The following is a 26,036-nucleotide window of genomic DNA, read 5'->3' as shown; positions in this document are numbered from 1 at the left end:
ACCAACGTGAAGTGGCTGCAGGACCGCGGGGTCTCGATCTGGGACGAGTGGGCCGACGACAACGGGGACCTCGGCCCGGTCTATGGCTACCAGTGGCGGTCCTGGCCGGCCCCCGACGGGCGCCACGTCGACCAGATCCGGTTGGTGCTCGACCAGCTCCGGCGCGATCCCGACAGCCGGCGCCACATCGTCAGCGCCTGGAACGTGGCGGACATCCCCGACATGGCTCTGGCGCCCTGTCACACGATGTTCCAGTTCTACGTCGCCGAGGGGCGGCTGAGCTGCCAGCTCTACCAGCGCAGCGCCGACGTCTTCCTGGGCGTCCCGTTCAACATCGCCTCCTACGCGCTGCTCACCCACATGGTCGCCCAGGTGACCGGGCTCGAGGTCGGCGACTTCGTGCACACGCTGGGGGACGCGCACCTCTACAACAACCACCTCGACCAGGCCCGGCTCCAGCTGACGCGCGAGCCGCGGCCCCTGCCGACCCTGCGGCTGGACGCGTCCGTGAGCGAGATCGACGGCTTCGACCTCGAGCACATCTCGGTGGAGGGCTACGACCCCCACACGGGGATCAAGGCGCCCATTGCGGTCTGACCAGCGACTGGTGCTGATCGCTGCGGTGGCGCGCAACGGCGTCATCGGCCACCGCGGTGGGATCCCGTGGCACCTCCCGGAGGACTTCGCCCACTTCAAGGCCACCACCCTGGGCCACACGCTGGTGATGGGGAGGGCGACGTACGACTCCATCGGGCGCCCGCTGCCCGGGCGCACCACCATCGTGCTGACCCGCGACCCAGGCTGGCGCGCCGACGGGATCCTCGTCGCCCACGACCTCGACTCCGCCCTCGCCCTCGCCGAGGACCTGCCGGGAGACGTCTACGTCGCCGGCGGCTCGCACGTGTACGCCGCAGCCCTGGAGCTGGCCGAGGAGCAGATCCTCACCGAGGTCGACCAGGCGCCCGAGGGCGACACGTTCTACCCGGCCTTCGACCGGGAGCAGTGGGTCGAGAAGCGGCGCGAGTCCCGCGACGGGTTCGCCTGGGTGTGGCTCGAGCGGGCGTAACAGGGTCAGTCCCTGCTGGGACCTCGGGCACGCATGGGCCGGCGGCCGGTGAGTGGGTCACTGGAGTTGCACCTATTTCGGTGCCTGCTCACCGCCGGATCGAGTGTCCGGCCAGTTTCCGGTCAGAACGGGTCGGAGATGGTCGGACGAGCCGGGCCGGAGATCCGGTCCTTCCCCCAGGTCCGGGAGGCCGGGTCGAGCTCCGTGCAGGCCACCCGCCTGGTCCCGGCCGGGGGAGTGAAGGTGCGGCAGTACGACAGTCCGCCTCCGGGGGAGGGGACGAAGGTGCCGTTGTCACCCCACGCCGTGTTGCGCGCAGGACCGGTCGACGCCCAGCCGCGCCGGGTCAGCACCGTGCAGGTGAGGCGCTGGTCGCCCTCGTCGCCGGCGCGACCACACAGCGCGGGCCCGGAGGGCGTCTGCTGCCAGGTCCTGCTGTCGGCGAGGCTGCGCTCGACGACTGCGGCCACCCGGTCACCGGCCCAGGTGCCCCGCGCGGCGTCGAGGCGGGTGCAGACAGCCCGGTCGCCCGCGGCTCCCGCGACGGTCCGGCAGTAGGAGACGCCGTTGTCGCCCGTGCGGACGAAGGCGCGGCTGGTGGGGGCGCCCCAGGCGAGGCTGCGGCCCGACCCGGCGAACGTCCAGCCCGCATCGGTCAGCACGCTGCAGCCGAGGCGCTGGTCCCGCTCGGTGCCGGTGCGTCCGCACAGGGCCGGACCCGCTCCGGTCGCCACCCAGGTGCGACTGAGGTCCACGGTCGGCTCGGGTGTCGGGGAGATCCGGTCGTAGCCCCACACGCGAGCGGACGGATCGAACGGCGTGCACGAGGCCAGCTCCTGGCGGCCAGGGCCGGCCACCCGGCGGCAGAAGTCCACGGTGCCGTCGTCGGCGCCGAGGAACGCGCGCGACCCGGGGAAGCCCCAGGCCGTGTCGCGGCCGATCCCGACGAAGGTCCATCCGGCGTCGGTGAGGACGGTGCAGCCGATCCGGGGCCGGGCGGGGGAGCCGGCGCGCCCGCACAGTGCGGGCCCTTCGCCGGTGGACACCCACGTGCGGTCATCCTCGAGGGTCCGGTCGACGTGGCGTGCGACCTGGTCACGGCCCCAGGTCAGGGTGTCGGCTTCGAGAGTCGTGCAGGCGACCCCGTCCGGCCCCGTCCCGTCTCCGACCGTCCGGCAGTAGGAGACGCCGCCGTCAGGGGAGGCGACGAACGAGCGCGTACCCTCCCGGCCCCATCGGGTGTCGCGCCCCAGTCCCGCGTAGCGCCAGCCCCTCCGGGTCAGGACCGTGCAGCCCAGTCGCTGGGCCTCGGGTGTTCCGGTGCGCCCGCACAGCGCCGGTCCGGCATCCGTGGGCACCCACGCCCGATCGGCGGACTCCGCGACCTGTCCGGCGTCGACGGTGGCCGGGTCCGACTCGTTGCCCGCGCCGTCGTAGGCGACCACGGTGTAGGAGTAGTCCTGGCCCGGCGAGACCTGGTGGTCCCAGTACGTCGTCGTCCCGGCCGGCGCGGTCGCCAGGGGGACGCCGGACCTCGAGACGCGGTACCCGGCGACGCCCGAGGCGTCGGAGGAGGCCTGCCAGTCGACCCCGATCCGTCCGCGGTGGCTCACCACCCGCAGTCCGGTGGGCGCGGTCGGAGCAGTGGTGTCGACGGGGACCACGGTGGCCGCACCGGGCACGATGTCGGCCAGGTGGAGGAACTTGTCCGGCCAGCCCGACCCCGGGTAGATGGTGATCATCCGGAAGCCGTTGTGGCCGTCGTAGTTCATCTCCGAGATCATGATGCTGCCGTCCGGGTTGACCGACTCGACGTACGCCACGTGGCCGCGGGCGTACCACGCGACGTCACCGGCGGTCGGCGTCTCGACGGGCTTGACCTTGATGCCCTTCGCGACCTCGGCCCACTGGTCGGCGTCGCCCCAGTGCCGGCCCGCGTACCAGTTGGTGAAGCTGATCCCGTTGAGCTGGCTCAGCCGGTGGGCGACCCAGGACGTGCACTGGCCCTGGAAGAAGCCGCGCCCGTCGTCCACGCAGCCGGCGTTGGTGGCCGGCGACTCGTCGCAGTCAGGCGCGAGGGGCCAGGCGTAGCCGTAGGTCGCGTTGGCCTCGATGGTGCCCGGCGAGCCGAGCGGCTCCTCGGGCTCCTGGTCGGGCCCCACCTCGGGCTGCTGCTCCTCGGCGGTGTCCCCGGGCTGCCCGGCCTGCGTGTCGGACGCCGGGCCGTCGGGCTTGCCCCCACCGGGGTCGGCAACGGCGGAGGAGAACCCGAGCGCGAGGCCGAGGACGAGGCTCAGCGCGATCACGCCGGTACGCCGAGCGGCGCGCGGACGCGTCGAGGCGCGATGCTTCCCGTGCCCCATCTCCCACCTCCCGAGAACGAAATGAGCCCGCCTCACACGCGGACTCGAGTCGATTTTTCACGATGTCAAGAGGGCGCGCTGAGGAATGCGACAAAATGGCGCAGGCGGTCTATACGGCGTCGGGCCGGTCGGACATGGCCGCACACAGGGGAGCCGATAGCCTGACCCCATGATCAGCGCACCCCCGGAGCGTGCACCTGCGCCGTTCGGTCGCGTGCTCACAGCGATGGCGACCGCCTTCCACGACGACGGGACCGTGGACCTCGAGGGGACCGCCAGGATTGCCACCCACCTCGTCGACCACGGCAACGACGGCGTCGTCGTGTCGGGCACCACCGGTGAGTCGCCCACCACCACGGTGGAGGAGGACGGCCAGATCCTGACCGCGGTCAAGGACGCGGTCGGCGACCGCGCCACCGTGGTCGCCGGCGTCGGCACCAACTCCACCGCCCACTCCGTCGAGCTCGCCCAGCAGGCCGCGAAGATTGGTGTCGATGGGCTGCTGCTGGTGACCCCCTACTACAACAAGCCCAGCCAGGCCGGTGTGCTCGAGCACTTCCGGAGCGTCGCCGGCGTCAGTGACCTGCCGGTGATGCTCTACGACGTGCCGCCGCGCACCGTCACCGCCATCGCGCTCGACACCTACGCAGCGCTGCGCGACCTGCCCCACGTCGTCGCGGTCAAGAACGCCACCGGCGACCTGCCGGGCTCGGCGCGACTCGTCGACCTCGGCTACGCCGTCTACTCCGGCGATGACGCCGCCACGCTGGGCTACCTGGCCTACGGCGGCTGCGGCCTGGTCAGCGTGGTCGGCCACGTGGCCGGGGAGCGCCTCCGGGCGATGATCGACGCCTTCCTGTCCGGTGACCACGCGGAGGCGCTGCGGCTCCACACCAGCCTGCTGCCGGCCTTCGAGGCGGTCATGGGCGTCCCCAACTACGGCGCCACCACCGCCAAGGCAGCCCTCGAGCTGCTCGGCGTCCTCGACAACCGCAACGTCCGTGGGCCGCTGATCCCGCTCGACGACAACGAAGTGGCCGACCTGCGCGCGGGACTCTCCGCCGCCGGTCTGCTCTAGGAGACAGATGTCCCACCCCCATCCCGAACTCTCGACTCCGCAGCCGCTGCCGGAGGGAGGGTTGCGGATCACGCCCCTGGGCGGACTCGGCGAGATCGGGCGGAACATGACCGTCTTCGAGTACGACGGGCGACTCCTGATCGTCGACTGCGGGGTGCTCTTCCCCGAGGACCACCACCCCGGCGTCGACCTGATCCTCCCCGACTTCGAGCCGTTCCGGGACCGGCTCGACGACGTGGAGGCGCTGGTCCTCACCCACGGGCACGAGGACCACATCGGCGCCGTACCCTTCCTGCTGCGCGAGCGCGGCGACGTGCCGCTGGTCGGGTCGGAGCTGACCCTGGCCCTCCTCGGCAGCAAGCTCCGGGAGCACCGTCTCAAGGAGACCGTCCACCACAAGGTCAGTGAGGGCGACCGGATCAGCTTCGGTCCCTTCGACCTCGAGTTCGTCGCGGTCAACCACTCCATCCCCGACGCCCTCGCCGTGGCCATCCGCACCGGCGCCGGTCTCGTGCTGCACACCGGCGACTTCAAGCTGGACCAGCTGCCCCTCGACGCCAGGATCACCGACCTGAGGGCGTTCGCCCGGCTCGGCGAGGAGGGCGTGGACCTGTTCATGACCGACTCGACCAACGCCGAGGTCCCGGGCTTCACCACGGCCGAGAAGAACATCGGCCCGGTCCTCGACCAGGTGTTCTACCGCAGCGAGAAGCGGGTCATCGTCGCCTGCTTCGCCTCCCACGTGCACCGCGTCCAGCAGGTGCTCGACGCCGCCGTCACCCACGGGCGCAAGGTCGCCTACGTCGGTCGGTCGATGGTGCGCAACATGGCCATCGCCCGCGACCTGGGCTACCTCCAGGTGCCGCCGGGCGTCCTGGTCGACGCCAAGGAGCTCGCCGACCTGGCCCCCGAGCGGCAGGTGCTGATCTCCACGGGTTCCCAGGGCGAGCCGCTCAGCGCCCTGAGCCGGATCGCCCAGCGCAACCACAACTTCGTGCACATCGAGGAGGGGGACACCGTGATCCTCGCCTCGAGCCTGATCCCCGGCAACGAGAACGCCGTCTACCGCGTCATCAACGGGCTGGCGCGGTGGGGTGCGAACGTCGTGCACAAGGGCAACGCGCTGGTCCACGTCAGCGGGCACGCCAGCGCCGGAGAGCTGCTCTACTGCTACAACATCGTCCGGCCGCGCAACGTCCTGCCCATCCACGGCGAGATCCGGCACATGCGTGCCAACGGCGAGCTGGCCCGTGCCACGGGCGTCCCCCACGACAACGTGGTCATCGCCGAGGACGGAGTGGTCGTCGACCTCATCGACGGCAAGGCACGGGTGGCGGGGAAGGTCGACTGCGGCTACGTCTTCGTCGACGGTTCCTCGATCGGCGACGTCACCGAGGCGTCGTTGAAGGATCGCCGGATCCTGGGGGAGGAGGGCTTCATCTCGGTGATCGTGGTGATCGACTCGGTCAGCGGGAAGGTCTCCGGGGGGCCCGAGATCCACGCCCGCGGCTTCGCCGAGGACGACTCGACCTTCGACGAGATCAAGCAGCCGATCATCGACGCGCTCGATGCCGCGGTGCGCGAGGGTGTGGACGACTCCTACCAGCTCCAGCAGACGGTACGACGCGTCGTCGGCCGCTGGGTCAACAGCACCCACCGCCGCCGGCCGATGATCATCCCGGTCGTCCTGGAGGCGTGATCCGAGACGCGTCAGCGGATCGGATCGTCGGTGGTCGAGCAAGCCAGGGCCCTGCACGGGTGCGGGGGTTTCGAGGCTCGGGCCTGACGGCCCTCGCACCTCAACCTCCGGCAGCGAGGGCCCTGCAATGGGGCGGGGTTTCGAGGCCTCAACCTCCGGCAGCGAGCACGCCGGCGACGATCAGCGCCTGGCCGACGTGGTAGGTCACCATCAGCAGCAGGTGTGCGTGCGGGATCGGCCGTACGAACCGGTCGACCGACAAGATGGCGTCGCTGGCGACGAAGACGGTGGCGCCCACCGCGACCAGCGGCTCTCCGGTGAACCAGGCGCACAGCAGCATCGCGCCGATCACCAGCGAGTAGGCCGCGACCGGCAGGGAGAGGGAGCGACCGCCGAGCCGGTGGGTGGCGGGCACGACGCCGCGGGTGACGATCAGGGCCACCGCGAGCACCACCAGGCCCGCCCACGACCACGTCGGGATCATCGTCAGCCCGAGCGAGGCGAAGCAGGCGACGTAGGCGAGGTGGCCGACCAGGAAGGCGAACACGCCGGCCCGGAAGCGGGGGAGTGAGTCGGACAGCAGCGCGACGTCGCCGGCCAGCCCGAACACCAGCGCCACCAGGAGCCAGACGCCCGCCAGGGTGTCCGTCGCGCCGAGGACGAGGGCGGTGACGACGAGCGAGACCAGGACCAGCGGCTTGGCCCAGACCTCGGTACGGCGGTCGTCGCGCGCCACGGCGTACCAGTCGAGGAGCGCGCAGCAGGCGGGCAGGACCCAGATCACCTCGGCACGCACCGCGTGATCATCGCAGCAGCCGTTCGGGTCAGTCCCGCCGCCCCGCCGCGCCGCCGGCCGCCCGACCAGCAGACCTGACGCAGACCGTCACCCTGATGTTGTCGACGTACCACCCGTCGATGCCGCCGCAGCCGTCCCTGCCCATGTCGAACCGGAGGCGGAACCGGGATCCGGGTCCCAGCCGAAGCGCCGAGAGGTTGATCTGCGACTCGCCCCAGGAGCCGGTGACCTCTCCGCCGTCGGTGCCGGTGAAGGCGGCCTGGCCGGCCATCGGGTTCGTGTTGCCCACGGCCGCGCCCGCCAGGCGGTCAGGCTTGTTGAAGGTGTAGGCAGAGGCGGGGATGACCCTCCACCTCCTGCCGGTGCGGTACTTGACGTTGCCGCCGTCGAAGCCGAGCTCGGTGGCCACGTAGTGGTTGAAGGCCAGCTTGCGGGCGACGGCCCGACGCCTCGGGATGCTGATCACCGGACTGATGATCGAGTCGCGCGTGGAGAAGTCCGACGCGCTGCCGTTGCACTCGCCCCGGTCGGGTGCGGGTCCATGGGCCGCGGTGCCTAGTCGGCCCTTCGGGAGCGTCGAGTCGGTCCGCCAGCGCGCACCGTCCGCGCCACGGAACACGACGGCGCTCGACCTGCTCCACCCGGCGAGACCCTTCTCGAAGCGTTCGGAGAAGACCGTCCGCGCCCTGGTACCCGGGCCGCACAGTGCCGGCGGGTTCCGGCGGAACATCGGCTGGAAGTTGCACTGGGTCGGCGCGCGCCGCAGCTCCACAGCCGCGGCGGCCTGCGTCACCGAGGTGCAGTCGACGCGCCTGACCGGGGCGACCACGGCTCCCGGGTTCCGGGGTGCCGTGGACATCGCCGTGATCCGGTCCCCGATCTTGTCCCGGCAGGCGGCATCGAGCGAGTCGGCGAAGTCGGCGAAGTCCGAGGTCGGGGTCAGATAGGCGTTCTGGGCGCGCCAGAAGATGTGTGCTGCCCGATCCAGCCCGATGCCCCGGACGGTGACGCCGTTGTAGGTCCCGCCGTCGACCAGGAGGCTGAACGCGTGGTTCGGGACACCGGAGTTGGTGTGCACCCCGCCGGCGTCATCGGTCGAGCAGTGGTACTCCGCGTCCGAGACCTTGGCCGGGTCGCCGTAGCACTCGGGGCTCCACATGTCGCGGATGGCGCCGCCGAACGCCGGGTCGCCCTCGCCGGAGAGCCACCGGAAGGAGTTGACCCTCTGGTCGGTCCCGACGTCCCTGATGGTGACGTTGACCGATCCGGCCGGAGCCGACTTGATCTTCTCGCCGTTGCGCAGACCGATCATGACGCCGTAGAGGGCGGACCTGGCGAACATCTGGAACGGGGCCTCTCCGGCGACGTTGTTGCCGACCACGATGCCCCGGGCGCCGGCCGCCGATGCGTTGTTCACCTTGGTCTGGAAGGTGCAGAGGCCACGGTCGACGTAGACGAAGCCACCGGCGATGGCGCCCGCGTTGGTGAACGGGCTGCAGCCGTTGGTGGCGGGGTCGCCGGGGCCGCGGGCATCGCGGCCGACGACGACGTCGTCGCTCACCCCGTTCTGGTCGATCACGGGGCCGAACGCCGCCGGTGCCGCGTTGCACGGCCCGGCGATCTCGGGCGGGGAGTTGATGTCCAGGCGGACGTCACCCCGGGTCTGCGTCGAGCAGAGGCCGACGGGGCGGACCGTGGTGTCGTCACCCTGGTCCTGCCGGCCGTTGACCATGTCGACGGTCTCGCCCCAGATGTCGGAGTAGGACTCGTTGAGGGCGCCGGACTGGAACTGGTAGATCAGGTCCGACGTGTGCTCGGTGTAGGCGTGCCCCCACTCGTGGGCGACCGTGTCGTCGGAGGTGACGCCGTTGCAGTAGTTGGTGGTGGTGCCGTTCCAGCTCGCGTTGGGACACAGGAGGGTGGGGTCGTTGTTGACCGTGTTCATCCGGTGGCCCCGGCCGTCGTAGGAGTCGCGGCCGAAGGCGTTGCGGAAGAGCCAGTAGGCCTCGCCGGAGCCGCGCACGATGCTCTGCTGGTTGGCGTTGAGGTTGCCCGGGAACGGATCACCCTCGGACCAGACCTCTGCGGCCGGCCTGAACCGCCGCTCGAACACGCGTCGGTGGAGAGCGTTCTCCATCATCGAGTAGCGGTTGAGGAGCTTGCCGGTCCCCGCGTCGACGAACACCATGTCGCGGATGTTGCTGCGGTTGGTGACCTCGACGACGTACGTCAGGACGTTGTCGCCCGCCACCCCCCGGGTCGCACCGGTGCGGTAGACCACGAGGTCGGTCGACGCCGCGCGGATGCCGGCCGTGCTGCCCCGGCCGCCGTGGTGGGTCGGCGGGTCCGCGCGCACCGCGCCCAACGCGCGCGCCGACGCCTGAGCGGACGAGAGGCGTGGGGTCACCGAGAGGTCCAGGCCGGGAGCCGCGTAGCCGTTGACGGAGGTCAGGTCACCCTGCTTGTCGAGCTGGGCGCGCAGCATGGAGCCGAAGACGGGCACGCCGCGGTAGACCTGCTCGAAGGACACCGTGGTGCCGTCGCTGGTGGACTGGACGCGCGTCTTGCGGAGCTGGCCCGGAGCGGCTCCGAAGGCCGGTGCGAACTCGGCGAGATAGGCGGTCGCCTTGTCGACGGCGCCCGGCGCGGCCCGGGCGGGGGCAGTCGGGCTGAGGTCTCCGGCCCGGGAGACCCGGACGAAGCCGATCCTGCCGGTGGCGGGCTCGGCCGAGAGGGCCACCGCGCCGTCGGCCTGGGTCCTCATCCGCTGCACCAGGCCACCGCCGGGGGCGGCCGAGGCGTGGGGGGAAGCCGATGCCTGGGTCAGGGTGACGCCGGCGAGACCGGCGCCGACGAGGACGAGACAACTTGCCTGGCTGAGGATCTTCACCGGCCAATCCTTCCGGAGACATTCCGATCAAGCGGTGGCCGCATGGCAGACCCCCGTCCGTCCCTTCCGTCCACGGTAGACCCGGTTGAACCCCTGGTGAAGTACGAGATTCAACCAATCGGGCGGATCGGTGCTCGGGTCACCGGTTCCGACCCGCCGGCGCGCCCGCGGTCAGCCGCGCCCCCCGGCGCACGCAGACCGTGACGGTGACGTCGTCGACGTACCAGCCGTCGATGCCGCCGCAGCCGTCGCGACCGATGTCGAAGCGCAGCCGGAGGCTCTGCCCTCCGGTGACCCCGATGGCCGACAGGTTGATCTGGGACGTGCCCCAGCTGCCGGTGACCTCGCCGCCGTCGGTGCCGGTGAAGCCCCGTTCGCCGGCCATCGGGTTCGTGTTCCCGGCGGCGGCCGTCTCGAGCTGGTCCGGGCCGTTGAACGTGTACGCCGAGGCGGGGATGACCTTCCAGGTCCTGCCGTCGCGGTACTTGACGTTGCCGCCGTCGAACCCGAGCTCGGTGGCCACGTAGTGGTCGAACGACAGCTTCCGTGCCACCGCGGCCCCGCTCGGGATGTTGATCACCGGACTGATGATCGAGTCGCGCGAGGAGAAGTCCGCCGGGCTGCCGTCGCACTGGCCCTGGTCGGGCGCCGGCCCGTACGCCGCTGTTCCGGCGCGGCCCTTCGGCAGGGTGGAGTCGGCCACCCACGGAGATCCCTCGGCCCTGGGGAAGACGACCTCGCTCGCGGTTCCCCAGTCCGCCAGTCCGTCCGAGAAGTTCTCGGCGAAGACGGTCCGGCTCGTCGTGTTCGCCCCGCACAGGCGCGGCGGGTTCCTGTCGAACATCGGCTGGAAGTTGCACTGCGTGGGCGGCCGGCGCAGCTCGACGGCCGCGGCCACGGCGTCGAACGTCGTGCAGTCGGCGGCCGAGATCACCTCGGTGGACACCGTGCTGTCGTCCGGCTCGGTGCTGAGGTTGTTGAGCGGTTGTCCCACCAGGTCCGCGCACGCGCTCCTGAGAGCGTCGGCGTGATCGGCGAAGTCGGTGGTCGGGGTCTGGTAGACGGTCATGGCCCGGAAGTAGACCGCCGCCGCCTTGGTCAGGCCGATGCCGGAGATGGTCTGGCCGTTGAAAGTCCCGCCGTCGACGGTGAGGGCGTAGGCGTGGTTGGGCACGCCCGAGTTGCTGTGCACGCCGCCGCCGTCGTCGGTGTCGCAGAAGTACTGAGCGTCGGAGACCTTCCCGGGGTCGTTGTAACAGGTGGGCGACCACATGTCGCGGATCGCGCCGCCGAACGCGGTGGCGTCCTCTCCCATCAGCCACCGGAAGGAGTTGGCCGCCGGGGCGGTCCGGTTGTCCCTGATCGTGGCGTTGACGGTTCCCGCTGCCTTCATGCGCGCGCCGTCCTCCAGGGTGACCATCAGGCCGAAGATGTCGGAGGTGCCGGACATCGAGATCGGCGCGCGCCCGGCGACGTTGTCGCCGACCACGATGCCTGCGGCCCCGGCGGCCGAGGCGTTGTCCGCCTTGACCTGGAAGGTGCACGTGCCTCGGTCGAGGTAGACGAAGCTGCCGGCGACCGCGCCGGCGTTCGAGAGCGCCGTGCAGCCGTCGGTCGTGGCCGGGCCCGTGGGGTTCGCCGCGTCCTGGCCCACCACCACGTTGGTGGTGACACCCGCCTGGGGGAAGACCGGGCCGAAGGCCGCCGGCGCGGCAGTGCAGGGTCCGGCCGCGGACGCGGGGGAGTTGATCACCATCGAGATCGCGCCGCGGGTGAACGCGGAGCACTGCCCGTCGGGGCGCTTGGTGTCGATGTCGCCCTCGTCGTTGTCCATCCGGCCGTTGATGAGGTCGACGGTCTCGCCCCAGATGTCGGAGTACGACTCGTTGAGGGCCCCCGGCTGGAACTGGTAGATCAGCCCGTGGGTGAACTCGGTGTAGGCATGGCCCCACTCGTGGGCGACGACGTCGTCGGCGGTGACGCCGTTGCAGTAGTTGGTGGTGATCCCGTTCCAGTTGGCGTTGGGGCAGGCGATGGTCGGGTCGTTGTTGACCGTGTTCATGCTGGCGCCCGCACCGTCGTAGGAGTCGCGGCCGAAGGCGTTGTCGAAGAACCAGTAGGACTCGCCGGAGCCGAGCACGATGTTCTGCTGGTCCACGTTGAGGGCCCCCGGGAAGGGGTCGCCCTCGGCCCAGACCTCGGTGTTGCGGGCGACCCGCTGCTCGAAGACGTGGCGGTCCAGGGCGGTGTCCATCACCGAGTAGCGGTTGAGGAGCTTGCCGGCGTCGGCTTCGACGAACACCATGTCGCGGATGTTGCTGCGGTTGGTGACCTCGACGACGTAGGCCAGGACGGTGTCGCCGGCCACGCCACGGGTGGCGCCGGTGCGGTAGACCACGAGGTCGGTCGAGGCTGCCCGGATGCCGGCCGTGCCGGCCCGGACACCGTCGTGGGAGGGCGGGTCGGCCCGCACCGCGCGCAGTGCTCGCGTGGCCGCCTGTCCGGCGGAGAGGCGTGGGGTCACGGAGATGTCGATGTCCGGGGCGGCGTACCCGTTGACGGAGGTCAGGTCACCCTGCTCGTCGAGCTGGGCACGCAGCATGGAGCCGAAGACGGGCACGCCGCGGTAGACCTGTTCGAAGGTCACCGTGGTGCCGTAGCGGGTGGAGCGCACACCGGTCTGGCGGAGCTGCTCGGGCGTGGCTCCGAAGGCCGGTGCGAACTCGGCGAGGTAGTCGCCCGCCTTGTCGGCGGCACCCAGCGCGGTCCGGGCCGCGTCCGCGGGGTTGAGGTCGCCGGTCCGCGCCACCCGGACGAAGCCGACCCGGCCGGTCGAGAGCTCGGGGGAGAAGCTGACGGGGGCATCGGCCGCGGTCCGCATCTGCTGGACCAGGCTCTGACCGGGGGCGGCACTGGCGGTGGGAGCGGCGGCGGCCTGCGTCAGGCTGACGCCTGCGAGACCGGCGCCGACGAGGACGAGACAACTTGCCTGACTGAGAATCTTCACCTGCTGGGCCTTCCGGAAACGCGCCGATCACCGGTGGCCCTCGCGCCGGACCACCCGGCCCGTTCCCCTCCGTCAAAGATAGCCGCGGCCGCCCGCTGTCGGAAGTGTCCCGTTCAACCATTCGCCCCCGTCCCTTCACCACCGTCGGCGACACGCATGTCTGTGATCCCTGTGACTGGTGTGACCGTGGCCTAAGTTGATCACCATGGCGACCCGTACGTCTTCCCCGCCGGGGTCGCGGAGCAAGAGCACGTCCTCGTCCAGGTCCACGAAACGTGGTCGAGGCGGCTCGAGCACCCGATCCCGGAGTACCCGCAAGGGTTCCGGCACCACCCGCAAGAGCCCGAGCAAGACCTCCACGCGCAGCCGTCGTCCGGCACCGCGGGCGGTCCGCAACGGCCCCGGACCGGTCTCGCGCGCCTTCGGAGCGTTCGGACACGTGCTGGTCGCAGTCTGGATGGGAATTGCGCACGGACTCGGCGCCACCGCCCGGAGCATCGGCCGCACCGCCCGCGACCTCGACCCCGAGCACCGCCGCGACGGCGTGGGCCTGCTCCTGGTCGCCCTCGCGGTCATCAGCGCGGCCGCCGTCTGGTGGGAGCTGCCGGGCGCGATCATGGACGTCGCCCGGACCATCGTCTCCGGCTCGGTGGGCAAGGTCGGCTGGCTGGTGCCGCTGATGCTGGTCCTGATCGGCTGGCGCAACATGCGCGATCCCGAGCACAACGGCCCCGCGGGGCGCCAGGTCGTCGGCTGGGCGTCCCTCGCCTTCGGAGTGCTCGGCATCGTGCACATCGCCGCCGGCAACCCGCAGCCCACCCTCGGTGACACCACGAGCCTGCGGACCGCGGGTGGCGCGCTCGGGTACGTCGTCTCGAGCCTGCTGCTCGACCTGCTCCGCACCGTGTACGTCGTCGTACCGCTCCTCGCGCTGATGGCGCTGTTCGGGGTGCTCGTCATCACCGCGACCCCCGTCTACCAGGTGCCGGCCCGGCTGGCCGAGGCGCGGGACCGGCTGCTCGGCCGCCCCACAGCAGCCGAGGACGAGCCGACCCAGCCGGTGCGCGGCCGCCGCGCCGGGGACGACCTCGACCCGGAGGGTGACCCGGCCTACGACTCGCCGGTCCTCGAGGACCGCGAGGTGAAGAAGCGGCGTGGCCGCAAGGCGACGCCCACCCCGGAGGCCGAGGCCGAGACCGAGCTCACCCCGGTCGTGCCCGACACCACGGGCGACCTCGAGCCACCGCCCCACACCCCGATCCCGCAGCGGGTCGAGCAGCTCGCGCTGTCCGGCGACATCGCCTACTCACTGCCGGCCAACGACGTGCTGAAGCCGGGGTCGCCCCACAAGGCCCGCTCCCGCGCCAGCGACGCGGTGGTCGACCGGCTCACCCAGGTGCTGGAGGAGTTCGGCATCGACGCGCAGGTCACCGGCTACACCCGCGGGCCGACGGTCACCCGTTACGAGGTGGAGGTCGGTCCGGCGGTCAAGGTCGAGAAGGTCACCGCGCTCTCCAAGAACATCGCCTACGCGGTCGCCTCGGCGGACGTGCGGATCCTCAGCCCGATCCCCGGCAAGTCGGCCATCGGCATCGAGATCCCCAACACCGACAAGGAGATCGTGTCGCTGGGGGACGTGCTGCGGTCGGGCACGGCGCGTGCCGACCACCACCCGATGGTGTGCGGTCTCGGCAAGGACGTCGAGGGCGGCTTCGTCGTCGCCAACCTCGCGAAGATGCCGCACCTGCTCGTGGCCGGCGCCACCGGCTCCGGCAAGTCGAGCTTCATCAACTCGATGATCACCTCGATCCTCATGCGCTCCACGCCCGACGAGGTCCGCATGATCATGGTCGACCCGAAGCGGGTCGAGCTGAACGCCTACGAGGGCATCCCGCACCTGATCACCCCGATCATCACCAACCCCAAGAAGGCCGCCGAGGCCCTGGCGTGGGTGGTCCGGGAGATGGATCTTCGCTACGACGACCTCGCCAACTTCGGCTTCCGCCACATCGACGACTTCAACAAGGCGGTCCGGGCCGGCAAGGTCGAGGTGCCCGCCGGCAGCGAGCGCCAGCTGGCGCCGTACCCCTACCTGCTGGTCGTCGTCGACGAGCTCGCCGACCTGATGATGGTCGCGCCGCGCGACGTCGAGGACGCCGTCGTGCGGATCACCCAGCTGGCCCGGGCGGCCGGGATCCACCTCGTGCTCGCCACCCAGCGCCCGTCGGTCGACGTGGTCACCGGGCTGATCAAGGCCAACGTGCCGTCCCGCCTGGCCTTCGCGACCTCGTCGCTCGCCGACAGCCGGGTGATCCTCGACCAGCCCGGAGCCGAGAAGCTGGTCGGCCAGGGTGACGGCCTGTTCCTGCCCATGGGCGCCTCCAAGACGGTGCGCGTCCAGGGGGCCTGGGTCACCGAGGCGGAGATCGCCCAGGTGGTGCGGCACTGCAAGGAGCAGCTGGCGCCGACGTACCGCGAGGACGTCACGGCACCCCAGCAGAGCAAGCGCGAGCTCGACGACGACATCGGCGACGACATGGAGCTGGTCGTCCAGGCGATCGAGCTGGTGGTGTCGACGCAGTTCGGTTCCACCTCCATGCTCCAGCGCAAGCTGAGGGTCGGCTTCGCCAAGGCCGGCCGGCTGATGGACATCCTCGAGAGCCGCGGCGTCGTCGGGCCGAGCGAGGGATCGAAGGCACGCGACGTACTGGTCAAGCCGGACGAGATCGACGGCGTGATCGCAACCATCCAGGGGGAGGGCCCGTGATGAGTGCTGCAGAGTTCCGCGACGACGTCGACATCGAGGTCGAGGACAAGCCGACGACCGAGCCGCTGGGCCTGGCTCCCGACGCCGTGGAGGTACGCCGCAATGCCGGCCTGGCTGCGTTCGTCGGGGCCGTCGCGTCAGGCGTGGCCATCGCCTACCTGGCCCGGGCGACCGACACCGGAGCCCCCCTCGACTGGGTGCTCGCCTCGGTCATGGGACTGCTCGGCATCGCGAACCTGGCGGCGTTCGTCGACGCCCGCACCCCACTGCTCGTCGCAGACACGCAGGGTGTCCGGATCCGTCTCGGGAACACCTGGCGCGGCCTCCCGTGGGGCGCGCTGTCCCGGGTGGAGCACCGCCCCCGGCGCGGTGCCCTCCGTGACGGTCGGCTGGTCCTGGTCGTGCGCCACCCCGCCCGGCTGATCGAGGAGCTCGACGCCCGCGGTCGCCGCCAGTCCCGGTTGTCCCAGAAGCTCTACGGGGCCCCCTTCGCGGTGCCGCTGGCCCTCTCGACCCGGGTGACCGGTGCCGGCGACGACCTCACCGCGGCCCTCACCACGCTGGCCGGCGCGGAGGCACGCATCGTCGTGATCCAGCCCGAGCCCGACACCGAGCCCGAGGCCGAGGCCGAGGCGGAGCTCGCGGTCGAGGCTGCCCCCGAGGTCGAGCAGGAGACCGGCGAGGAAACCCGTCGTCACTGGCGCGACCCACGCCCGGCGCTCGCCCGCGCGATCAGCCAGGTGGCGGGGCTGCTCACCCTGCGCGGACGGGCGGCGAGCGAGGACGAGACCGACGAGGCTGACGAGGCCGTGGTCGCCAGCGCGACGCCGAGCCCCCTGCGCGAGCCGGTGGCCGCCCAGAGGGCCGAGGTTCGCCGCGAGGGAGTGACCGAGCCCGAGCAGGACCTCGAGGGCGGTCGCGAGCTGCGCCGGCCCGGGAGCGTGAACCTGGTCGAGGACACCCAGGTGTGGGGAGAGCGGGTCAGCCCGATCGCCCGACCCGGCCATGCGGTGGAGCCCCTGCTGGTCGACGACTACGTGGTCGAGCCGGCCGAGGACCCGGTCGTCGGGCCCAAGCTGGTCGCGGCGCGCACGCGTCTCGGCCTCACGGTCGACCGGCTCGCCGAGCGGACCCGGATCCGCCCCCACGTCATCGAGTCGATCGAGGTCGACGACTTCGCGCCCTGCGGCGGAGACTTCTACGCCCGCGGTCACCTGCGCACCCTCGCCCGCGTGCTGGGCATCGACGTGGCGCCCCTGCTGACGGCGTACGACGACCGGTACGCGGACGCGCCGATCAACCCGCGCCGGGTGTTCGAGGCGGAGCTCGCGACGGGGTCGCACGGCTCGATCCGCGGGACGCGTGGTGGCCCGAACTGGTCGGTGATGGTCGCCGCCGTGATGGGCCTCGTCCTGATCTGGTCGGTCGCCCGGCTGGTCATGGACAGCCCCGTGGACCTGAGCGGGGCCGCGCCTGTGCTCAACGGGTCGGCCGGTGTGGGCAACACCGCCGCGCAGGCCTCCGACCCGGTGCCGGTGGTCCTCACTGCCGCGGGCGGCGGGGCCCGGGTGCTCGTCCGGGACGGGATGGGCAAGGTGGTCTTCAGCGGCAACCTGACCTTCGGCGAGACCAGGAAGATCCAGGCTGCCCCGCCGGTGCGGGTGCAGTCGTCGGACGGGTCGCTCGAGATCGGCATCGCCGGTGAGCCGCGAGGTGCCCTCGGTGCCACGGGCGAACGGGCCCAGAACACGTTCACGATCGAGTAGTCGGCCCTCCCGCGTTTCGGCCCCTGGGCGTCGGAGGCGGCATACTCGGGAGGGATCATGACCTCCTCGACCCCCGCCCTCGAACAGTCCGCCCTCGATCAGCCTGCCCGTGAGCAGGCGATCTCCGTGGCGATGGTGACGCTGGGCTGTGCCAGGAACGAGGTCGACTCCGAGGAGCTGGCCGGGCGCCTGGCGGCCGGGGGGTTCACCCTGGTGCCCGACGCCGCCGATGCCGACACCGTCGTGGTCAACACCTGCGGGTTCGTCGACGCGGCCAAGAAGGACTCGGTCGACACGCTGCTGGCCGCCGCCGACCTCAAGGAGTCCGGCCGGACCCAGGCGGTGGTGGCGGTCGGCTGCCTGGCCGAGCGGTACGGCGACGAGCTCGCGCAGTCCCTCCCCGAGGCCGACGCGGTCCTCGGCTTCGACGACTACCCCGACATCAGCGCCAGGCTGCGCTCGATCGTGGCGGGGGAGCAGCACCAGGCGCACGTGCCCCGCGACCGGCGAACCCTGCTGCCGCTGGCGCCCGCCGACCGGGCCGCCCCGGCCGGCACCGTGCCCCGCCGCCGTCTCGAGTCCGGCCCGATGGCGCCGCTGAAGCTGGCGAGCGGCTGCGACCGGCGGTGCACCTTCTGCGCGATCCCGCGATTCCGCGGTTCGTTCGTGAGCCGCCGCCCCCACGACCTGCTGGCCGAGGCCCGGTGGCTGGCGGGCGAGGGCGTGCGGGAGGTCTTCCTGGTCAGCGAGAACTCCACGTCCTACGGCAAGGACCTCGGCGATCTCCGGCTGCTGGAGACCATGCTGCCGGAGCTCTCCGCAATCGAGGGGATCGACCGGGTGCGGGTGTCCTACCTCCAGCCGGCCGAGATCCGTCCGGGGCTGGTGGAGACGATCGCCACGACCCCGGGGGTGGCGGCCTACTACGACCTGTCCTTCCAGCACGCCAGCGCGGGCGTGCTGCGCCGGATGAGGCGCTTCGGTGACCCCGAGAGCTTCCTCGGCCTCCTGGCCCGGATCCGGGAGCATGCTCCGCAGGCCGGTGTCCGCTCGAACGTGATCGTCGGCTTCCCCGGCGAGACCGACGCCGATCTCGACACCCTGTGCGAGTTCCTCGTGGCCGCCCGGATGGACGTCACCGGCGTCTTCGGCTACTCCGACGAGGAGGGCACCGAGGCGGCGTCGTACGACGGGAAGCTGGACGACGACGAGATCCGCGCCCGGGTCGAGCACGTCACGGGCCTCGTCGAGGAGCTCACCTCCCAGCGTGCCCAGGAGCGGGTCGGCGAGACCGTGCAGGTCCTGGTCGAGGACCTCTCGGGAGCCGTTCCCGTCGGGCGCGCGGCCCTGCAGGGTCCCGAGGTCGACGGCACCACGAGCCTCGAGGGCGCCTCGTCGGGCGTGGCCGTCGGCGACATCGTCGAGGCGGTCGTGGTCGCGAGCGACGGTGTCGACCTGGTGGCCCGGCCGACCGGGGGTGATCCGGCATGACGGAGACCGGTGCACCGGTCAGCAACCTGAACCTGCCGAACCTGCTGACCACGTTGCGGATCGTGATGGTCCCCTTCTTCGGCTGGGCGCTGCTGCAGGACGGTGGCGACTCGGTCACCTGGCGGTTGGTCGCGTTCGGGCTGTTCGTGCTGGCGATGATCACCGACAAGGTCGACGGCGACATCGCCCGGGCCCGCGGCCTGGTCACCAACTTCGGCAAGATCGCCGACCCGATCGCCGACAAGGCGATCACCGGCATGGCCTTCATCGGCCTCTCGATCGTCGGTGACATCTGGTGGTGGGTCACGATCGTCGTCCTGGTGCGCGAGTGGAGCGTGACCGTGCTGAGGCTCTCCGTGCTCCAGCACGTCGTCATCGCGGCATCGGGGAGCGGCAAGCTCAAGACGGTGCTGCAGGCCGTCGCCCTGTCCCTGCTGCTCCTCCCGTTGCCGCACGGCGACGCCCACGGGGGAGCGTTCGACCAGTTCGGAGTCGCCGGGGCGGCGCTGTTCTACCTCGCCCAGGTCTGCCTGGCCGGAGCCGTGGCGATGACCCTGTGGTCGGGGTACGAGTTCTTCCGGGACGTGTGGCGCCAGCGCCACTCCATGCGTGGCAACTGATCACAAATCGTTAGCCCTGACTTCATCAAGTGTGGTCGCTGCGATGGGCTAGGCCGGGGTTAGGGTGATCCCGCTCTCTTCCCCGCCGCTGCTCTCGGGCCTCGGGCTCAGCGGCCATCCAGGTTCTAGTTCGCTCGGAGTTCCCACATGCCCTCGTCACGCAGGAGCGTGGCCGTCGCCCTCGGGCTCGGCCTTGCCGTCTCCGCTCTCACCTTCGCCCCCGCGGAGGCCGCGCCCGACAACAGCGGCCTCGTCATCAGTGAGGTCTACGGTGCCGGCGGCAACGCAGGCGCCGTCTACAACGCTGACTTCGTCGAGATCCTGAACCCGACCGGCTCCTCGGTCGACCTCCTCGGCTCGTACGTCAGCTATCGCTCCAGCACCGGCAGCGCCGGCGGCTCGCCGGTCGCGCTCAAGGGCTCGTTGCCCGCCGGCGGACGTTTCCTCGTGCGCATGAGCAGCACCTCCGGTTCGGCGCCTGCCGTGCCCGCTGACCTGATCGCCAGCCCGGCCGTCTCGATGGCCGCCGGCGGCGGGCAGGTGTTCCTGACCGACAACGCGCAGGCGGTCACGGCCACGGGCCAGATGGCCGGGCGCGATCACGTGGTCGACATGGTCGGTCTCGACGGCGCGACCAGCTACGAGGGCACCGGCTCCGGACCGACGGCCACGGCGACCAGCAGCGCGCAGCGCTCCGGGGGCACCGACACCGACGACAACGCGGCGGACTTCTCGCTCGCCGCGCCCTCGCCGGCGGGCTGTGGATGCTTCACGGCGACGAACGTCGGCAGCAAGAGCATTGCCGAGATCCAGGGCAGCACCGACACCTCGCCGTTCGTCTACGACACCGCGACCACGCGCGGCGTCATCACCGCGGCGTACCCGACCGGTGGCTTCAACGGATTCTTCATGCAGACCGAGGGCACCGGTGGCGCGACCGACGCCACGGCGGGTTCCGACGGCGTGTTCGTCTTCGGCAGTCAGGCGATGGCCGGCACCCCGACCGTGGGCGACTTCGTCCAGGTGACAGGCTCCGTCTCCGAGTTCGCCGGGTCCACCCAGCTGACGCCGGGCAGCGGCGGCGTGGTCACGATCAACGACCAGACGCACACCGCCCCGACCGCGCAGGACGTGCTGCCGACGACGGAGGCCACCCGGGAGGCTCACGAGAGCGAGCTCTTCGACCCGGCCACGGCGTTCACGGTGACCAACACCTTCAACACCAACAACTTCGCCGAGATCGGGCTCGCCACCGGCGGTGAGCCCCTGATCGCGCCGACCGAGGTCGCGCGACCGGGCACGCCGGAGGCCGCCGCAGTCGCTGCGGACAACGCGGCCCGCGCCATCACCCTGGACGACGGCTCGAGCAACAACTACATCGGCTCCGCCAGTGGTACGCCGTCGCCGTGGATCACCCCCACCGACTCGGTGCGGGTCGGGGCCGACGCAAACCTGCACTCGCCCGTGGTGCTGGACTGGCGCAACAACGCCTGGAAGATCCAGCCGCTCGTCCAGGTGACCGGTCGGGGGACCGAGGTCGCCACCTTCGAGAACACCCGCGCTGCCAACGCCGAGCCGCAGTCGGTCGGCGGCGACCTCAAGCTGGCCACGTTCAACGTGCTCAACTACTTCCCGACCACGGGCGAGGAGTTCGACGCCCTGCCGGGCACGACCTGCAGCTACTTCAACGACCGCGGGGGTGTCCGGATCGGCGTGAACGCCTGCACTCCCGACGGCCCGCGCGGTGCCGCCACGACGGTGAGCTTCCAGCGCCAGCAGGCCAAGACGGTGACCGCCATCAACAAGCTCGGTGCCGACATCGTCGGCCTCGAGGAGCTGGAGAACTCCGCCAAGTTCGGCAAGGACCGCGACTTCGCGATCGCCAACCTCGTGGACGCGCTCAACGCGGCCGCCGGCGCGGGCACCTGGGCCTTCGTTCCGTCCCCCGCCGCGGAGGACCGGCCGACCGTGGCCCAGGAGGACGTGATCCGAACGGGCTTCATCTACAAGCCGGCGTCGGTGGCCACGGTGGGCAGCTCGCGGATCCTGGTCGACGAGACCCACTTCGGCAACGCTCGTGAGCCGCTGGCGCAGGCGTTCAAGCCCGCCGGCGCAGGGGACGACCGTGCGTTCTCGGTGATCGTCAACCACTTCAAGTCGAAGGGCTCAGGTGTCGACGACGGCACTGGCCAGGGCAACGCCAACCCCGACCGGATCGGGCAGGCGAACGCGCTGGTGACCTTCGCCGACCAGTTCGCCACCGACCGTGGCACGGACGCGATGTTCCTCGCGGGCGACTTCAACTCCTACTCCGAGGAGGACCCGATGCAGGTCCTCTACGACGAGGGGTATGAAGCGATCGAGTCCGACACCGAGGGCGAGGAGACCTACTCCTTCAGCGGCCTCGTCGGGTCGCTCGACCACGTCCTCGGCAACGCCACCGCCCTGGAGATGGTGACGGGCGCGGACGTGTGGAACATCAACTCGCCGGAGCCGGTCGCCTACCAGTACGGGCGCTACAACTACAACGTCACGCAGTTCTTCGACGCGACGAACCCGTTCGGAGCCTCGGACCACGACCCGGAGATCGTCGGCCTGAACACGGTCCCGGCCCCGGTCGACGTGCAGATCCTCGGCACCAACGACTTCCACGGTCGGCTCACCAACAACCCGACCGGCACTGAAGCCGGCGCGGCCGTCATGGCCGGGGCGGTCAAGCAGCTGCGGGCCGACAACCCGAACACCGTGTTCGCCGCCGCCGGTGACCTGATCGGTGCCTCGACCTTCGACTCGTTCATCCAGGACGACAAGCCGACGATCGACGCGCTCAACGAGGCCGGCCTCGAGGTGTCGGCTGTCGGCAACCACGAGTTCGACAAGGGGTACGACGACCTGGTCAACCGGGTGATGGCTCAGTACGACGCCGAGACCAACCCGCGCGGCGGTGCCGAGTGGAAGTACCTCGGAGCCAACGTGAAGTTCAAGAGCGACGGCTCCGACGCGCTCGAGGGCACCTGGATCAAGGACATGGACGGCGTCCAGGTCGGCTTCGTCGGCACCGTCACCGAGCACCTGCACGAGCTGGTGTCTCCGGGCGGCATCTCGCAGATCGAGGTGACCGACGTCGTCGACGCGACCAACCAGGCGGCCAACGACCTCAAGGCCGAGGGCGCCGACGTGGTGGTGATGCTGGTGCACGAGGGGGCGCCGAACACCAACTGCGCGACCATGGACGACGACCCGGCCTCCGACTTCGGCAGCATCATCACCGGGGTCAACAACAACGTCGACGCGATCGTCTCCGGTCACACCCACCTCGCCTACAACTGCTCCTTCCCGGTCGAGGGTTGGGCCGGTCGTCCGGTCACGGACCGTCCGGTGGTCTCCGCCGGCCAGTACGGCGCCAACCTGAACCGGCTGGTGTTCACGGTCGACAGGGCCACGGGTCTGGTGCAGGCCAAGACGCAGCAGCTGCTGTCGCTCAAGGCCGGTCAGACCGCCAACTACCCATCCGACGCGGCAACCGCTGCCATCGTGAAGTCCGCGGTGGACAAGGCGAACGAGCTGGGCGCGCGGGAGCTCGGACAGATCGCGGGTCCGTTCAACCGGGGCAGGCTCGCCAACGGCACCACCGAGAACCGCGGTGCCGAGTCCACCCTGGGCAACCTGGTGGCCGAGGTCCAGCGCTGGGCCACGTCGACCCCGGAGGCCGGGGGTGCCGAGATCGCCTTCATGAACCCGGGTGGCCTTCGCGCGGACATGGTCGGCAGCGGCAGCGGTGAGTTCCCGAGGACGCTGACCTACCGACAGGCGGCCGACGTCCAGTCGTTCGCCAACACGCTGGTCAACATGCGGCTCACGGGTGCCGACATCGAGAACGTGCTCGAGCAGCAGTGGCAGCCGGCGGGGGCGTCGCGTCCGTTCCTCCGGCTGGGCGCCTCGAAGGGCTTCACCTACACCTTCGAGCCTCCGGCTGCTGGGGCACCCGCGGGCACCAGGGGCGAGGTCACCCACATGTGGCTCGACGGTGAGCCCATCGACCCCGCCCGCGCCTACTCGGTGACCGTGAACTCGTTCCTGTCCACGGGTGGTGACAACTTCAGCGCCTTCAACAGCGGGACGCAGAAGCGAGACACCGGCAAGGTGGACCTGCAGGCGATGGTCGACTACCTGGCGGAGTTCGCGAACACGAGCGCAGGCGACCAGCCGCTGCCGGTCGACTACTCCCAGCGTGCGATCGGGATCAGGTTCCCGGTGGACGTCCCGGCGTCGTACCAGCCCGGCGACACGGTCGCCTTCGACGTGTCGTCGTGGTCCTTCACGACCGCAGCCGATGCGAAGGACGCCGAGGTCGTGGTCTCGCTGAACGGCCAGAATGTCGGCTCGTTCCCGCTCGACAACACCCCGCCGGCCGCACTGCCCGGGTTCGACGACCAGGGGAAGGCCGCGGTGAGCTTCACCCTCCCGGCCGGCACCCCGGCCGGCCAGCAGGTGCTGACCCTCACTGGTGCGACGACGGGTACGACGACCCAGGTCCCGATCAGCGTCGAGGCGCCGGACCCGGTCGCCTCGACGACCACCGCGACAGCCAATCCCGCCGCGGTGAAGGTCAGGAGGGACACCACCGACATCGTGACGGTCGTGCAGGCGGTCGGAGTGCAGCCGACGGGCGAGGTGGTGGTGCTCGACGGCACGACCGAGCTCGGTCGCACCACCCTCGTCGACGGTCGAGCGACGGTGACCGTCGGTCCGTTCACCCAGGCCGGCACCAAGACCCTGACCGTGCGGTACCTCGGTAACGAGCAGGTGGAGGGGTCGGAGACCCAGGTCCGCGTCGAGGTCGTGAAGGGGAAGCCGAGGCGCTAGTCACAGTCTGGCGGGCGGCTGGCCCGAGAGGGTCAGCCGCCGGCCAGGCTGTAGGCCGCCTCCACCAGCGTCAGGTGGCTGAAGGCCTGCGGGAAGTTGCCGACCATCCGCCCCGTGGCGGGGTCGTACTCCTCGGAGAGGAGCCCGACCTCGTTGACGAGCCCCACGAGGTGGTCGAACAGCGCGTGGGCGTCGGCTGTCCGCCCCGCGGCGGCATAGGCCGACACCAGCCAGAACGAGCAGGCCAGGAACGGGTGCTCGTCGCCCTCGAGGCCGTCCACGCCGGACTGGGTCCGGTAGCGCAGCAGCAGGCCTCCGCGCATCAGGTCCCGCTCGATCGCCTCGATGGTCCCCAGCATCCGTGGGTCGTCGCCCTCGATGAACCCGATCAACGGCAGCACGAGCAGGGAGGCGTCGACCTCGGTGGTGTCGTAGTGCTGGGTGAACGAGTTCCGGTCCGGGTCGAAGCCCTGCGTCAGCACCTCCTCCCGGCAGGCGTCCCGCACCCGCCGCCACTCCTCGACCGGTCCGGAAAGACCCTGCTCCTCGACCGAGCGCACGGCCCGGTCGAACGCCGCCCACACCATCGCCCGGGAGTGGGTGAAGTGACGGCGCGGCCCGCGGATCTCCCAGAGGCCGTGATCGGGTTCCTGCCAGGTCGCGGTGAGGTTGTCCATCAACACCCGCTGCAGGGCCCACGCGTTGTCGTCGTGCCTCATGCCCGCCGCCCGGGCGGCGTGGAGCGCGATCATCACCTCGCCCAGCACGTCGCTCTGGCGCTGGTCGACCGCGCCGTTGCCGATCCGGACCGGCCGCGAGCCGGCGTACCCGGGCAGGTGGTCGAGGGTGAGCTCGGGCAGGCGCCGGGCGCCGTCGACCTGGTACATGATCTGCAGGTCCTCCGGGTCGCCGGCCACCGCCCGCAGCAGCCAGTCGCGCCACAGCACCGCGGAGTCGAGGTGTCCGGCGGCGATGAGGGCCTGGATGGTGAGCGCCGCGTCGCGGAGCCAGCAGTAGCGGTAGTCCCAGTTGCGCTCACCCCCGAACTGCTCGGGCAGGGAGGTCGTGGGCGCGGCGACGATGCCGCCGGTGTCGATGTGGGTCAGGCCGCGGAGGGTGACCAGGCTGCGGAGCACCTCGGTGCGCCAGGGGCCGTCGTACTCGCAGTCGTCGGCCCAGGCCTGTTGCTCCTCCAGCGTGTACTCGAGCTGCGTCTCGATGTCGACGGCGTCGGGGATGTCGCGGTACGACGGGATCCAGGTCAGCGTGAAGTCGAGGCGGTCGCCCTCCTCCACCTCGAAGGTCTCCTCGTGGTGGCCGTCCACCGCCGGTGGCAGCCGCGGACCGGTGAGGACGAGCTTGTCCGGACCGGCGGTCGCGATGATCGCGGGACGGCCGTCGACCTCCTCGCGGTGCACCCACGGCCGGATCCGGCCGTAGTCGAAGCGCACGACCAGGCTGTGTCGCAGGGTGACCGTGCCACGCATGCCCTCGACGCGGCGTATGACGTCGGCGCGCCGGTCACCGGTCGGCATCAGGTCGGTCACCCGGACCTCTCCGGTGTCCGTCGTGTACGTCGTCTCGAGCACGGCCGTGTCAGCGACATAGCGGCGTGACGCCGTGTGCT

14 protein-coding genes are annotated in these 26,036 nt (G+C 71.1%); 9 read left to right on the top strand and 5 right to left on the bottom strand.

The annotated features are described in order from the left end of the window. Together VFN12_RS16630 and VFN12_RS16625 are read left to right on the top strand one after the other, a co-directional pair. Positions 1–597: thymidylate synthase (locus tag VFN12_RS16630; protein WP_325119887.1), on the top strand; the 597-nt coding region annotated here is incomplete at its 5' end. 10 nt (positions 598–607) lie between these two features. Then, entirely contained in the window at positions 608–1,066 is a 459-nt protein-coding gene (locus VFN12_RS16625) for a dihydrofolate reductase (protein WP_414690059.1), read from the top strand. Between the two features lie 122 nt (positions 1,067–1,188). Here VFN12_RS16625 and VFN12_RS16620 read toward each other — a convergent pair whose 3' ends face one another. Further along, positions 1,189–3,429 (bottom strand): CHAP domain-containing protein, encoded by a 2,241-nt coding sequence (locus VFN12_RS16620; RefSeq protein WP_325119886.1) that lies wholly within the window; start codon positions 3,427–3,429, stop codon positions 1,189–1,191. Positions 3,430–3,598: 169 nt separating this feature from the next. Between VFN12_RS16620 and dapA the strand changes: the two genes are divergently transcribed. Beyond that, entirely contained in the window at positions 3,599–4,507 is a 909-nt protein-coding gene (gene dapA, locus VFN12_RS16615) for a 4-hydroxy-tetrahydrodipicolinate synthase (protein WP_325119885.1), read from the top strand. 7 nt (positions 4,508–4,514) lie between these two features. Next, on the top strand, positions 4,515–6,206 hold the full coding sequence (locus VFN12_RS16610) for a ribonuclease J (RefSeq protein ID WP_325119884.1): 1,692 nt from the start codon (positions 4,515–4,517) through the stop codon (positions 6,204–6,206). Positions 6,207–6,354: 148 nt separating this feature from the next. Here VFN12_RS16610 and VFN12_RS16605 read toward each other — a convergent pair whose 3' ends face one another. The 3 genes from VFN12_RS16605 to VFN12_RS16595 form a co-directional block, all read right to left on the bottom strand. Then, positions 6,355–7,002, bottom strand: a complete 648-nt coding sequence (locus VFN12_RS16605; RefSeq protein ID WP_325119883.1) for a lysoplasmalogenase — start codon at positions 7,000–7,002, stop codon at positions 6,355–6,357. Between the two features lie 28 nt (positions 7,003–7,030). After that, positions 7,031–9,892, bottom strand: coding sequence for a M4 family metallopeptidase (locus tag VFN12_RS16600; RefSeq protein ID WP_325119882.1), 2,862 nt, complete (start codon positions 9,890–9,892; stop codon positions 7,031–7,033). A gap of 139 nt (positions 9,893–10,031) precedes the next feature. Then, positions 10,032–12,899: a M4 family metallopeptidase gene (locus VFN12_RS16595; protein ID WP_325119881.1), complete on the bottom strand. Its 2,868-nt coding sequence runs from the start codon at positions 12,897–12,899 to the stop codon at positions 10,032–10,034. 205 nt (positions 12,900–13,104) lie between these two features. On the opposite strand from VFN12_RS16595, the gene VFN12_RS16590 reads away from it, so the two are divergent. The 5 genes from VFN12_RS16590 (at position 13,105) to VFN12_RS16570 (ending at position 24,409) form a co-directional block, all read left to right on the top strand. Then, positions 13,105–15,666, top strand: coding sequence for an FtsK/SpoIIIE family DNA translocase (locus VFN12_RS16590; RefSeq protein ID WP_325119880.1), 2,562 nt, complete (start codon positions 13,105–13,107; stop codon positions 15,664–15,666). Beyond that, positions 15,666–17,432, top strand: a complete 1,767-nt coding sequence (locus tag VFN12_RS16585) for a helix-turn-helix domain-containing protein (RefSeq protein WP_325119879.1) — start codon at positions 15,666–15,668, stop codon at positions 17,430–17,432. Before VFN12_RS16590 ends, VFN12_RS16585 begins: the two co-directional genes overlap by 1 nt. Positions 17,433–17,552: 120 nt before the next feature. Continuing rightward, positions 17,553–18,923: a 30S ribosomal protein S12 methylthiotransferase RimO gene (gene rimO / locus VFN12_RS16580; RefSeq protein ID WP_325119889.1), complete on the top strand. Its 1,371-nt coding sequence runs from the start codon at positions 17,553–17,555 to the stop codon at positions 18,921–18,923. Beyond that, positions 18,920–19,543: a CDP-diacylglycerol--glycerol-3-phosphate 3-phosphatidyltransferase gene (pgsA, locus tag VFN12_RS16575; protein ID WP_325119878.1), complete on the top strand. Its 624-nt coding sequence runs from the start codon at positions 18,920–18,922 to the stop codon at positions 19,541–19,543. The genes rimO and pgsA overlap by 4 nt, the downstream gene beginning before the upstream one ends. Before the next feature lie 147 nt (positions 19,544–19,690). Next, positions 19,691–24,409 (top strand): ExeM/NucH family extracellular endonuclease, encoded by a 4,719-nt coding sequence (locus VFN12_RS16570; protein ID WP_325119877.1) that lies wholly within the window; start codon positions 19,691–19,693, stop codon positions 24,407–24,409. Between the two features lie 32 nt (positions 24,410–24,441). Here VFN12_RS16570 and VFN12_RS16565 read toward each other — a convergent pair. Continuing rightward, positions 24,442–26,036: glycoside hydrolase family 15 protein (locus VFN12_RS16565; RefSeq protein ID WP_325119876.1), on the bottom strand; the 1,595-nt coding region annotated here is incomplete at its 5' end.

The sequence above is a fragment of the Nocardioides sp. genome (assembly GCF_035703625.1).
GTDB lineage: Bacteria > Actinomycetota > Actinomycetes > Propionibacteriales > Nocardioidaceae > Nocardioides.
The sequence above is the reverse complement of the archived record's forward strand: the minus strand, read 5'-3'. Positions and strand labels throughout refer to the sequence as shown.